Origin of the sequence: Vibrio hannami (assembly GCF_029589055.1) — a bacterium.
In the GTDB taxonomy this organism is placed as follows: domain Bacteria; phylum Pseudomonadota; class Gammaproteobacteria; order Enterobacterales; family Vibrionaceae; genus Vibrio; species Vibrio hannami.
Genome location: NZ_JARQZP010000003.1, coordinates 1,780,014 through 1,792,832 on the forward strand (window position 1 = coordinate 1,780,014; position 12,819 = coordinate 1,792,832).

Genomic DNA, 12,819 nt, shown 5'->3' on the forward strand with positions numbered 1-12,819 from the left:
TTCACATGGGAAAATGGATCTTTCTACCACTTTTTTATCTGTCCTCTGCTTTAGTCGAAGCGGGGACAATTCTGGTGGTAGAAAGCTATCATTCAGAATACGTATGGGATAAAAGCTATACCAGAGGTTTAAACGATGTGCTGGCTGATAGCTATGAGCTGGTTCATTTTGAAATGGATACCAAACGGATTCCTGAATCTGAGTTTCAAAAACGGGCTGACTCTGCCTGGTCAATGTACAAGAAGATCTCTCCAGATCTCGTTGTTCTTGCTGACGACAATTCGCTTAAGTATCTGGGACATAAGTTCGTTGATACTCAGGTTCCTGTTGTTTATCTGGGTATTAATGCCAACCCGAGAGCATATGGAGTTGCGAAAGCAACCAACTTTTCCGGAGTGCTCGAGAGGCCTCTTTTCCGCCGCTCTATCCTGATGTTAAATGAAGTTTCTCCCATGGAAAAAGCTCTCTTACTTCTTGATTCAGGAGAAACAAGTAAAGTAATCAAAAATGAAATGTTTTTTGGCAAAGATTCCATTGTATTGGGAGGTACACACGTCGATATTAAGCTTGTGAGCCAGTTCGAAGAGTGGCAAGAGCTTGTTTTGAACTCACACTTTAATGGATATGACGTAGTTATCCCGGCTCTTTACCATACTATTTCAGATATTAGCGGTAATTATGTCCCTCCTGAACACGTGATTGAGTGGACATCTCAAAACACACCTATACCGCCCTTTGGTTTTTGGGATTTCTCTATTGGACACACCAAAAATATTGGCGGATATGTAGTATCTGGCTATGAGCAAGGGGCTGCGGCTGGAAAGATAGCACGCAAAGCTCTGGAAGAAGGTGAAAGAATACGCCCTTTAATGCTGAACAAGGGGCAGTACGTGTTTAGTACAAATCAATTAAAGCGGTGGGCTATTAAGTTGCCTGAGCATATCGCCAGCGAAGCGAGTTTTATTGATTAATCTGGTTAACATACCAGATTAATCCGGTTGTACCCGTTCATAGCTTATCTAAAGTTCTTTACATAAACCTGACATGAAAACATTCATAAATGAAACAATGAATCATATATGGGCTTGTGGTTCTGTTTGTGATTCCTTGTTGGCTATTTTGTGCTCAGTTGATTCATGTTCGCATTCCATATCAGCTATTGTTTCGTATGTTTTTCAGGTTGGATCTATGCTCTTCTTCAATAAGTTAAATGCACTTGCTAATCAAGTTCACCCAAACAGTTCTGGTATAAACTACGTACGCAAAAATCTACGTTTTATCATGTGGGGGTTGCTGAATCCGGGCGTTATAGAACAAGTGGAAAAGCTTAACGACAATGGAAACCTCGCGCCTATTATCGAACAGCAACCCAAGTTGTTTGAAAAACCATTAAAACCGTTTATTTCTGTTAGGTTTTCATCGGCGCAGCGTGTCCAACTTCTCAAAACACATTTTGAGTTGCTAGAACGTCAGTTTGGCACAAACGTTGAGCGCATTTATCAACGAAATGCTGAGGTACTGACTTTTCTTGACCGTGATGACAACAACTATCGTATCGAGTTTTTCTCAGGGGAGGCGCGAGAAGGCTCTCTTGGTCTTCGATTGGTAGAGAGTGCAACGGGGCACTCAATCTATTCGATAACCTTTAATCTTTCTGAACAGAACGGTAAGCGAACGATGCATATTGGTTGCTTACAAGGTACCTCTAAGCAAGTCGATCAAAGCCAGGAAAAAATCAAAGAGATCACCCGAACTTTACATGGCTTAAGACCTAAGGCCTTGATGCTTGAGCTCAGCCTCATGATGGCAAAATTTTTCGAAGTTGATGAGGTGTTAGCCATTTCCAATAATGGGCATATCTACCAGGCGCTTCGCTATGCAGGCTCAAAAAGAGGCGCGGTTACATTCGATTACGATGCTCTATGGGAAGAGTTCGGTGCCGGTAAAGTCGACAAGTATTTTTTCCAGGTACCTCTAAATCCTGAGCGAAAAGACCCATCAACGTTGAAGAAAACTAAGCGGAGACTGTATACCAAAAGATACCAGCTAATGGATGAGTTTGAAGAGCAGTTCGTTGCTTACCTGTCGGATCTTTCTGATACTGGGAAGAGCAAGGGTATCAGAACAATCCCATACGAGGAGGTGGACTCGGCTGTGGATTTACCTATGGGTGAGCTGGCTCAGGCTTAACAAGTAATACACGCTCTGGGGTATATCAGCCAGAGCGTGAGCGTTTTAAGCCATGATAACGCTATCAACCGCTTCAGATAGGTTTTCGTAGTCAAACTTCGATACTTCGTTATCTACAATGACAGTATCGATTTCTTTTAGATCGGCGAATTTTGCAAACGTTGCTTTATTCATTTTTGTTGAGTCTGCGAGAAGAATTTTCTGGCTGGCGCAGTTGATCATCTCTACTTTCAAATCTGCGGTTTCGGTATGGTAAGTTGTTAGCCCGCTTTCAAAACTCAGACATGATGTCGCCAGAAACAGCTTGTCGAACTTATATTTTCTTAGTTCTGAAATGGCAGTTCCGCCATAGCTGTAGTGGAAACCTTTGCGAATACGTCCACCTAATACGTGAACATCAAACTCACTCTTTCCTTCTAGTAGCTTTGCGATCTCAAAATCGTTAGTGAAGATTCTTAGTCGCTTGATATCAGAGTTAGCCAGAATACGAGCCAAAGCCGCAGTGCTTGTACCCGTATCAATAAGAATAGAGTCTTCTTCTTCAATAAGCTCGATAGCTTTGAATGCTACCTTGATCTTCTTGTCTTCGTTTTCCCTTTCGTTCAGGAATTTTTCATGGGCAATGTCAGATTTAAGGATAGCTCCGCCATGAGTACGGATGACCTCACCTGCTTTTTCTAGCTCCGTCAGGTCGGTACGGATAGTCGCAGTTGTTACATCAAAGTATTGAGCCAACTCATTTACACTGACGCTTTTTTCTCTTTTATCAGACCGAGGATCTGCTGTTTACGCTGTTCCCCGTACATCACTTTCTTGGACATTCTGTTCAGGCCTCTTATAAATCACGTTCTCTCTTTTTTATTTGTTTTCATTATATGGTCGCAACTTTCTAATTACAACCAATTAAAAATGAAACATTCAAATCGAAATTTAACGACATACCCCATTGTAGGTATTGATATTAAAAGGTTTATCACACTTTTTGTTGAGCATATCTTTGAGTTTTTGTGCTTTTCATTTACTAAACGCGAGCAGATATTCTGAAAACAGAAACAAAATACTTGAAAAATCTTGATGAATATCACAAGCAAATAAAAATATAACTTTTCAAAACGAAAATTAGAGGTTATAGTGTTTTCGAAATGAAGATAAAGGTTTGCTTGCAAAAAGATATGAAAGCGAATCTTGATTAAATGAAAATCTCGGAGAGAACAATGAGCCTAACAGTTAAAGAACTTGCTGCACTATTTGACCACACAAACCTTAACGCTTACGCGGTTAAAGATGATTTCCAAAAACTATGTGACGAAGCTCGTGAGTATGGTTTTGCTTCAGTTGCAATTAACTCATACCCAGTAGAAATGTGCCGTGAAATGCTAGAAGGTTCTGGCGTTCTTACTGGCGCTGCTATTGGTTTCCCTCTGGGCCAAACAACAATCGAAGCTAAGACTTTCGAAGCACAAGACGCAGTTGAAAAAGGTGCTGAAGAGTTCGATTACCTACTGAACGTAGGTAAAGTTCGCGAGCACGATTGGGACTACATCAAGCGTGAAATGGAATCTCTTGTAGCGGTTGCTCGCAAAGGCGGCATCGTATGTAAAGTTATCTACGAAACTTGCTACCTGACTGAAGAAGAGATCATCGAAGTATCTAAAATTGCTGCAGAAGTTAAGCCTGACTTTGTTAAGACTTCTACAGGTATGGGTACCGATGGTGCTAAACCAGAGCATATCGCAATCATGAAACAGTACTCAGGTGTTCAGGTTAAAGCATCTGGTGGCGTACGTACTCTAGCTGCTGCTCGCGCAATGATTGAAGCAGGCGCAACTCGCATTGGTAGTTCCTCAGGTATCAAGATCGTTGAAGAACTAAAAGCGGAACTAGGTGAGTAATTCAGAGCCAACTGAGCACTGGCTTATAAAGTTATAAGACTAATACCCGAAACAGCCTCCCTGGAAGAGGGTATTTAGTCTTCTTATTTGCAAAGGTAATAAGAAGATGAAAGATAAATTAAATGTATGTCTGATTGGCTGTGGCCGCGCGGGTATGATCCACGCTAGAAGTTATAACGGTAACGTTCCTAACGCACAGCTAATTGCAATCTGTGACCCGTTTGAAGAAAACCTGAAAGCGGCTCAGGCAGAACTGAACGTTAAATATCAGTACACAGATTACAACGATGTTCTGAAAAATGACGAAGTCGATGCAATTGTTGTGGTTACTCCAACTCAGTACCACAAAGATATCGTTGTAGCAGCGGCTAACGCGGGCAAACACGTATTCTGTGAAAAGCCGATGGCTGTTAGCGCAGATGAGTGCGACGTGATGATTGAAGCTTGTAAAGCAAACAACGTTAAGCTCCAGCTAGGCTTTATGCGTCGTTTCGATGAAAGCTTCCAGAAAGGTAAAGAGATCATCGACAACAAAGAAGTGGGTGAAGTGACGATGATTAAGTCTCTTACTCACGGTCCAAGTGAACCAAAAGCGTGGATGTTTGATATTTCAGACAGTGCTGGCCCTATCGGTGAAGTGAACAGCCACGACCTAGACACTCTTCGCTGGTACGCGGGCTCTGAAGTGAAAATGATTCACGCAATCGGCCGTAATTTCCGTTCACCTGAAGTTGCTGCAGACTACCCTGACTACTACGATACTTGTGCTGTGCTTCTTGAGTTTGAAAACGGCGTACTTGGCATGGTTGATGGTGCTCAGTACGTTCAGTACGGCTACGACGCTCGCGCAGAAATTCTTGGTACTCACGGTATCGCAAAAGTGGGCAGCCAGAAGAACAACAACGTTGAGCTGGTAACGAAGGAAAAAGTGCTTCACACCGACTCAATGCCATCGTGGACTAAGCTATACAAAGACGCTTACATCGCAGAAGCAAAAGCATTTGTTGAAGCTATCCGCAACGACACAGAAACAATGGTAACAGGCCACGACGGTAAGATGGCGCTGATTCTTGTTCAGGAAGGTTTGAAGTCTCTGCTTGAAAAACGTCCTGTTTATATTGGCGAAGCTTAAGATTGGAGAAGAATAAGATGACTATGATGAAAGCGGCGCGCCTTAAAGGCAAATTAGACGTTCAGGTTGAAGAAGTTGCTATTCCTGAGATTGCAGAAAACGAGATGCTGCTAAAAGTAAGATCAGCTTCTCTATGTGGTACTGATGTGCGCATGTACATGAACGGCTACAAAGAAGTATCTCCTGAGAACCCTCTGATCATCGGCCACGAGTTTGCTGGTGAAATCGCAAAAGTAGGTTCAGCGGTAAAAGGCAACTACTTTGAAGGTCAGAAAGTAGCAATCGCACCAAACATCGGTTGTGGTACATGTGACCTGTGTGTAAGTGGCCAGACTCACCTGTGTGACGACTACGATGCATGGGGTGTGACAATGGATGGTGGTTTTGCTGAGTATGTTCGCATTCCTTCATTCGCAATCGAGCAAGGTAACATTGCACCGTTAGACGACGAGATCTCATATGCAGAAGCTTCGCTTGTTGAACCTCTAAGTTGCGTATATAACGGCCAGAAGCAGATTAACATTCTACCAGGTGACGACGTACTGGTTGTGGGTATGGGCCCAATTGGTCTGATGCACGTAATGGTATGTAAGCTATTCGGTGCGGCTAAAGTGATTGTTGCTGACCTAAGTGAAGAGCGTCTGGCGAAAGCAAAAGAGCTGTTCCCAGATGTATACACCGTGAAGGGTGACCTTAAAGAAGGCATCAAAGAGGTCACTGGTAAAGGTGTTGATGTAAGCATCATTGCAGCACCAGCAGCGATCGCTCAGTCTGAGTCGACAGAGTACATGAACATGAATGGTAAAATTCTGTTCTTCGGTGGTCTGCCAAAAGATAAAGAGATGGTTCCACTGAACTCTAACACCATTCACTACAAGCAGCTAAGCATCCACGGTTGTATTAAGCAGAGCGTTTACGACTACCGTCTGTGCAGCAAGCTTGTGAATGACAAGCGTATCCCGCTTAATCTGATTGTTTCAGAAACATACTCTATTGATGAGTTTGATAAGGCTCTGGACAACGCTGCAGCAGCGAAAGGCCTTAAGCACGTAATCGCTTTTGACTAAGCGCTGCGTGGATAAAAACTAAAATAGCCCGGTGTAAAACCGGGCAAATAACAAACAAAAGAATTTCAGAACATCTTGTACTTTTTTTAAGGAGGCAGTCAATGGAACCGACATTACTTGCGGCGATTGACTTAGGGACAAGTTACATAAAAGTTGGTATCTATGACACTTCAGGAAATTGTCTCGCGTTATCAACAAAAGAGATGAAAATCGACAACCCAAGTGCAGGTGTTTTCCTGCAAAGCGGTGAGTACATTTTCGACTCTGTTCTTACCTGTTTCAAAGATGCATTAGATAAAATCGATAATCCAGCAAGCGTTAAATCTATCGCATTTACTGGTCAGATGGCTGGTGTAATGGGCGTAGATGAGCAGCTAAATGATATCACATCGTGGTCTTGCTCTCTGGATACTCGCTACTACCCATATGCGAAAAACATGCTTCAGAAGCACAGCCGTTTACTGGTTGAAATTTCAGGTACCAACTCTCCTCTTATGGCACCAAAAATTGAGTGGTTCGAAAAAGAGTTCCCTGAAGATGCTGCCAAAGTGAAAAAGTACATGATGATAAGCAGCTATATCATCGCAAAAATGGCGAAAAGCCGAATCGAAGATACCACTATCGATAGTTCTTTCATCACCTGGACTGGTCTTGCTGATATCGCAAATTGTTCATGGAGCAAGAGGCTATGTGACCTGGTAGGTATCTCAATTGATAAGCTGCCTCGTATTACCAAATCAAACGAAAAAGTGGCAACACTGGCACCGCAATATGCAGAGATGCTTGGACTCAGCCCAGACGTAACTCTGGTTTCTGGTTCTGGTGACAAAGTGGCTGGTATTGTTGGCTCAAATGTTTCAGAGATCAATGACCTAGTGTTCGAAGCTTCCTCTTACGGTGCAGTGAGCTGCATGGTAGACAAGTACATTCCGAACCTGAAATCGATGAACTACGATGCGCTATTAAATGCTACGGATAACAACTATATCCTGCACAAGTATATTCCTGGTTCTGGCATCATCATTAAGTGGTTTAAAGACAACTTCTGTGAAGGTCGCGAGTTTACTGAAATTGATCTTGAAGCTAAAGAGATCGCAGTAGGCTCAGATGCCCTTATGTGTATTGGCCTGTTAAGCGGTAGCAATATGCCATTTAACGAGGACATCAAAGGCATGTTCCTTGGTCATACATTGATGCATAAGCCTGCGCATTTCTATCGTTCACTACTTGAATCCTATGCTTACGAAATCTCGTTAACGGTAGATTCAATCAGAGAGCTTTACCCTCATATCAAGATGGAATCCATCAAGATGATTGGTGGTGGTGCGAACTCTTCGGTTTGGCCTCAGATAATCGCTGATGTTTGTGATCTTCGAGTGGATATTATGTCCCGACACGACGAAGCATTATGGGGCACCGCTCTATTGGCGGGTAACGCGATTGGTGTTATCGACGATGTGGCTGCAACTGCAAAAGCACATATTGAAGTGAAGCGTTCTTATGAACCGAACACTGAGGATCAGGACAAATACAACAAGTATCGTAGCCTCTACAGTAAGCTGTGCGTAGATATGAACGATTACTTCGTTGAGCTAAAAAATATTTAACAAGTTAATATTTAACAAATTCTAATTACTACAATACTCATTACATAATGAATCTCACCTTCGATGGGAGCGGATTTCCACGTATCCGTTTCCATCCTTTTTTGTTTTAATTTGCAAAACAAAAATAATTCGCGTTTTCTTCTCTCATGTCAATCCGAAATACACACCTATTTATTGCCTTTTTGATAAAAGTAATAATGAAATTGAGCTTTTATATTGAAAGTTTTCTTTTTCATATCTTTTCTTCGATTTTTTGTTTGCTTTTTAGTCACATTAATGTTCGACAATGTCGAACGCATGCCTCTTGTCTATACTTTATCTAGTCTGATAGTGGTGTTTGTTGATATTTTGGTCTTGAGAACATGCTTTTTTAATGAAAATAGCGTGATTTTTCGAAAATAAAACAAAGATAATTTGACGTAACACACAAATATACGAAAACTGCATTTTCAAAACAAAAATAAAGAGTATATTGAACCTATAAAGTGATTGAACAGTTATTTAGGCATTCAGTATTACCTGAGGCTGTTTTCGAAAAGAAAAGGCGGGAGCAATGAAATTAGATATTAGAGCAAAATTAGTCCCAGTGACTTTCAGCGAGACTAATGATCGAGAGAAACTGGAGTTCGACGAGCAAATGCTACGTCTGAAAGAGATGTACGGCAAAGAAGCAGAGTTTCTTGACCCAATCGTAGTTGGTGAGGAACTGCCAAAAGAAGCTGATGCTATCGTATTCCCTCAGCTCATCTTTGCTGCTTTCCGTCACCAGGAAGAATTAAGCAAGTACGATCTGCCAATGGTTGTTCTGACTTCTAAGTTCGGCACAGTAGAAATGTGGGACTGGGAAATCGTTTCTTACCTACGTGCTCGTGGCATGAACGTATTCTCTCCATACAACGTTGAACTGGGTAAAGTGGTTCTTCGATCTATTGGTGTTAAATCTCACCTTAACCAGGGCGCTAAGTTCCTTATGTTCCAGGACGATCCAGGCGAAGGCATGCAGCCGGGTATCTTTAAGCGTTTCTACTGGTGGGAGCAAGAGTGTACTGAGCGTATGGAAGAAGCAACAGGCGTTCAGATCATCTACCGCAGCTGGAAAGCCGTAAATGAGCGCGCTGCTGAAATCTCTGACGAAGAAGCACTTGCGCTTTGGGAGTCATGGGATGTTGAAAACGAGGGTCTTAACCAGCATCAGCAACTACTACCAGCGAAACTTTACATCGCTATCAAAGAAGTTATCTATGAAGTGGGTGATGTAGAAGGTATCGGTGCGAACTGTCTGAACGAATCTGCAAGCTGTGCAACTACTCCTTGTCTTGTATGGAACATGCTGTTCGAAAAAGAAGACATCATCTGGTGTTGTGAAGGTGACACGCTAACCATGCTAAGTACTTACATCATGTACCGTTCTCTGTATGAGCCAATCATGATGACTAACATCTACCCATTCCTTGTTGGTATGGCTGCAATCGCTCACGAGAAGATGGATGCATTCCCGGATGTTCCTGAGCCAGACAACTGTGCATTAGGTGTTCACTGTGGTTACGGCGGCCTTGCAAACCGTAGCTTCTGTTCGAAGTGGAAGATGGTACCTAAGGTTCTGGAAATCGTTGATGACAACGCATACATGATCGATTGTGAGCTGCCTGTTGGTGAAATCACACTGGCTAAGATTCACCAGGACTTCAACGAAATCGCAATCATTCCAGCAAACATCGATGAGTACCTGCAGTTCCCTGGTACCGATGCACGTAACGCATCTCTAATTCGCTACAAAGATGGCGAGAAGGTGATGGATGAGCTATCAAGCCACCACCAGATGATTATCGTAGGTAATCAGAAGGCGAAACTTCAGCAAATGGCTCGCGTGTTTAACTGGAACGCGAAAGTTATCGACTAATAAAAATAGAAAACATAACACTCATTACCACGGGGACCATGGGAACGAGGAAAAGAATAAAAAGTCTCTGGTGGCGGCTTTACGGGGGTCTTAAAGCCGCTGCCGGAAACAACAAAATCAATAGAAGGATGGAACAAATGCAAAAGTTTAGAGCTGCCGTAATCGGTACTGGTTTTATCGGCCTTGGCCACGTAGAAGCGCTGCGCCGTATGGGTAACGTAGAAGTTGTTGCTATCTGTGACAGTTTCAATGCGAAAGAAAAAGCAGAGCTGATGCACGTTGAGAAGTACTACTACGACTACAAAGAGATGTTCGAAAAAGAAGATCTGGATGTAGTTCACGTTTGTACTCCAAACAACACTCACTACCAAATCACTGTAGATGCAATGCACGCTGGCATTAACGTAATGTGTGAGAAGCCACTATGTCTTAACCCTGAAGAAGCGGAAGAGATGGTGAAGGTTAAGAACGAAACTGGCATGACTGGTGGTATCAACTTCCACAACCGTTTCTACCCAATGCCTACTGAAATGCGCCAGATGGTTAAAGATGGCAAGCTAGGTCGCATCTTTAACGTTCACGGTGGTTATGTTCAGGATTGGATGTCTAAGCAGACTGATTACTCTTGGCACGTTGAGCGTGAAAACACTGGTAACTCTCGTTGTGTGGCTGATATCGGTTTGCACTGGGCTGACCTTGCTGAAAACGTAACAGGTTCTCGTATCGTTGAGGTTATGGCTCAGTACGCAACAGTTTGGGAAGAGCGTCTACAACCTGAAGGTGAAGTTGAGACTTTTGCTGAAGCATCTGACGACATGACTTACACAAGACGCCCAATCAACACTGAAGACCACGGTAACCTGATGATGCGTTTTGACAACGGTGCTATCGGTACTGCGGTTATCTCTCAGGTAATGCCTGGCCGTAAGAATAAGACTGACCTGATTGTTTCTGGTACTGAGCTTTCAGTTCACTGGGATACGGATTCTATCACTGAGCTTTGGGTAGGTCACCGCGATAAGCACAACGAGATTGCGACTAAGTCTGCAAACGTATCTCCAGAGAGTATGGCTGTATCTACGTACCCGAACGGTCACGTTGAAGGCTTCCCTGATGCATTTAAACACAACTTCACTAAGTTCTATGGCTCTCTAGAGAAAGATTTCGATGGTGAAGTAGAGTACGCGACTTTTGAAGATGGCTTGCACCTGATGAAGGTTCTGGAAGGCTTCTATCAGTCTAGCGTAGAAGGTAAGTGGATTAAGATCCCTGAGTAATAAATAAAAACAAATTCAATAGGTGAAATAAAATGAAAATCGGAATTGATAGCTACTGTTTCCACCGTTTCTTTGGCGAAGTATACCCAGGACAAGAAACACCAGAAAAACAAATGTCTGTATTTGAGTTCATCGACTTCGCTGCAAGTGTAGGTTGTGACGGTGTATCTCTTGAGTCTTGCTTCCTACCGGGTCGTGATGATGAAACTCTGGCTAAGATCAAAGCGAAGCTGGATGAGCACGGTCTGGATCGTGTATACGCATGGGGTCACCCTGATGGTCTTGAGCGTGGTCAGAACCCTGAAGCGTTCGCTGACATGAAAGAGCAGATTCGTTGCGCGGTTGCAATTGGTGCAGACGTAATGCGTGTTTGTGGTTCTTCTCTTATGTTCCGTCATGAAGATCACCAGCCACAGATTGAAGCGCTTATTGCTCAGTTCCGTGAAGCGATTGTGATTGCTGAAGAAGCTGGCGTTAAACTGGCTATCGAAAACCACATCGACTACACCGCTGACGAAATCATGCAGATCATCGAAGGTGTAGATTCTAAATACTTCGGTGTGAACTTCGATACGGGTAACTTCTTGCGTCTGCTGGACGATCCAATCGAAGGCATGCGTAAACTGGCTCCACACGTAATGGCGACGCACACTAAAGACCTGATGGTTGATACTAGCGTTCCACCAACAGAGTGGCACTTCTTCGCGGGTGTACCAGTAGGTATGGGTCTTGTAGACAACCTTGAGCTTGCTCGTATCCTAGATAAAGCTGACTTCCAGGGCTTTATGGCGGTAGAAATCGACTTCCCGCATAAAGACTGGACTGGTCTAGAAGAAGAAGCTGTTCGCATCAGTGTTAAGAAGCTACGCGAAATATCAAATCAGGTTATCTCTGAGCGTTAATCTGACAAAAGCGGCGCTAGTTCAGCGCCGCTCTTTTATACCCTTCTCGACGTTAATAAAACCAAGATAAATAGAAATGGTTTTTGCTACCCAGATACCATCTCTATTTTCTTTTTTATTTTATTCCCAATCTTTTAGGCATGTTGCGCCAGGTTGTATAAGGCAAAAAATTATGATGAATTTCAAAGGCATTCTTTTTGATTTAGATGGAACACTGGTTGATTCAAACGCGGCTGTAGACAGGTGCTGGAGTCACTGGTGCGACAGAAACAATCTGGACTATTCAGAGGTTTCTAAAGTCTTTCATGGCAAGCCAGCATTCGTGACGGTTCGAGAGTTTCTGGCGGGTAAATCGGATGAGTATATTGCTAGCGAGATTCAGTGGCTTAAAGATCAGGAAAGCAAAGATGTTTCTGATGTTAAGGCATTGCCGGGTGTGCTTGAATTTCTTGCGCTGGTAGAGCGTTATAAGGTGCCATGGGCAATTGTAACTTCAGGGCCAATGCCTGTTGCCAGCGCACGAATAAAGGCAGCAGGGCTGCCAGTGCCACATGCGCTTATTACTTCAGATGCGATCACGAAAGGCAAACCAGACCCTGAACCATTCCTTCTGGGGGCAGAAAGAATACAAATTAACGCTAAGGATTGCCTAGTGTTTGAAGATTCTCCAGCAGGAGCGAAGGCTGGAATTAGTGCAGGTTCTAAGGTGATAGGAATAATGAGTCACCTTAATGAGTCAGACTTGAACATGACTCACAGCAATATAAAAACAATGACGGGATTAGGCATCTCCGCTTTATCCAATAGCTTTAGATTAACGTTTAAATAGTTGGCACCTCAAGAACAGGATCG

11 protein-coding genes and 1 pseudogene are annotated in these 12,819 nt (G+C 43.1%); 10 read left to right on the top strand and 2 right to left on the bottom strand.

Annotated elements, in window-relative coordinates:
- The first annotated feature begins 5 nt into the window (after window positions 1–5).
- Together P7F88_RS09685 and P7F88_RS09690 are read left to right on the top strand one after the other, a co-directional pair.
- Window positions 6–971, top strand: coding sequence for an ABC transporter substrate-binding protein (locus P7F88_RS09685; RefSeq protein WP_277824116.1), 966 nt, complete (start codon window positions 6–8; stop codon window positions 969–971).
- A 217-nt stretch (window positions 972–1,188) separates the two neighbouring features.
- On the top strand, window positions 1,189–2,190 hold the full coding sequence (locus tag P7F88_RS09690; protein ID WP_277824118.1) for a VirK/YbjX family protein: 1,002 nt from the start codon (window positions 1,189–1,191) through the stop codon (window positions 2,188–2,190).
- A 45-nt stretch (window positions 2,191–2,235) separates the two neighbouring features.
- On the opposite strand, the gene P7F88_RS09695 is transcribed toward P7F88_RS09690, so the two are convergent.
- Both P7F88_RS09695 and P7F88_RS09700 read right to left on the bottom strand, forming a co-directional pair.
- The gene (locus P7F88_RS09695) at window positions 2,236–2,850 is read right to left on the bottom strand and encodes a DeoR/GlpR family DNA-binding transcription regulator (RefSeq protein WP_277824600.1); all 615 of its coding nucleotides are present in this window, start codon (window positions 2,848–2,850) and stop codon (window positions 2,236–2,238) included.
- Window positions 2,833–2,940 (bottom strand): annotated as a pseudogene (locus P7F88_RS09700) (DeoR family transcriptional regulator); the annotation flags it as partial. The gene P7F88_RS09695 and the pseudogene P7F88_RS09700, both read right to left, overlap by 18 nt.
- A 464-nt stretch (window positions 2,941–3,404) precedes the next feature.
- Between P7F88_RS09700 and deoC the strand changes: the two are divergent.
- The 8 genes from deoC to P7F88_RS09740 all read left to right on the top strand — a co-directional run bounded on the left by deoC (window position 3,405) and on the right by P7F88_RS09740 (window position 12,796).
- Entirely contained in the window at window positions 3,405–4,082 is a 678-nt protein-coding gene (deoC, locus tag P7F88_RS09705) for a deoxyribose-phosphate aldolase (RefSeq protein WP_277824119.1), read from the top strand.
- 106 nt (window positions 4,083–4,188) lie between these two features.
- Window positions 4,189–5,214 carry a Gfo/Idh/MocA family oxidoreductase gene (locus tag P7F88_RS09710; RefSeq protein WP_277824121.1) on the top strand — a complete coding sequence of 342 codons (1,026 nt, stop codon included), beginning with the start codon at window positions 4,189–4,191 and terminating at the stop codon, window positions 5,212–5,214.
- Between the two features lie 17 nt (window positions 5,215–5,231).
- Window positions 5,232–6,281 (top strand): alcohol dehydrogenase catalytic domain-containing protein, encoded by a 1,050-nt coding sequence (locus P7F88_RS09715; RefSeq protein WP_277824123.1) that lies wholly within the window; start codon window positions 5,232–5,234, stop codon window positions 6,279–6,281.
- 101 nt (window positions 6,282–6,382) lie between these two features.
- Window positions 6,383–7,888 carry a xylulokinase gene (locus P7F88_RS09720; protein WP_277824125.1) on the top strand — a complete coding sequence of 502 codons (1,506 nt, stop codon included), beginning with the start codon at window positions 6,383–6,385 and terminating at the stop codon, window positions 7,886–7,888.
- A gap of 553 nt (window positions 7,889–8,441) precedes the next feature.
- Window positions 8,442–9,788 (top strand): hypothetical protein, encoded by a 1,347-nt coding sequence (locus P7F88_RS09725; protein WP_277824127.1) that lies wholly within the window; start codon window positions 8,442–8,444, stop codon window positions 9,786–9,788.
- 137 nt (window positions 9,789–9,925) lie between these two features.
- Complete coding sequence (locus tag P7F88_RS09730; protein WP_277824129.1) at window positions 9,926–11,065, top strand: Gfo/Idh/MocA family protein; 1,140 nt, start codon at window positions 9,926–9,928, stop codon at window positions 11,063–11,065.
- Window positions 11,066–11,097: 32 nt separating this feature from the next.
- Entirely contained in the window at window positions 11,098–11,967 is an 870-nt protein-coding gene (locus tag P7F88_RS09735; protein WP_277824131.1) for a sugar phosphate isomerase/epimerase family protein, read from the top strand.
- Between the two features lie 172 nt (window positions 11,968–12,139).
- Entirely contained in the window at window positions 12,140–12,796 is a 657-nt protein-coding gene (locus P7F88_RS09740; RefSeq protein WP_277824133.1) for an HAD-IA family hydrolase, read from the top strand.
- The last annotated feature ends 23 nt before the right edge of the window (window positions 12,797–12,819 follow it).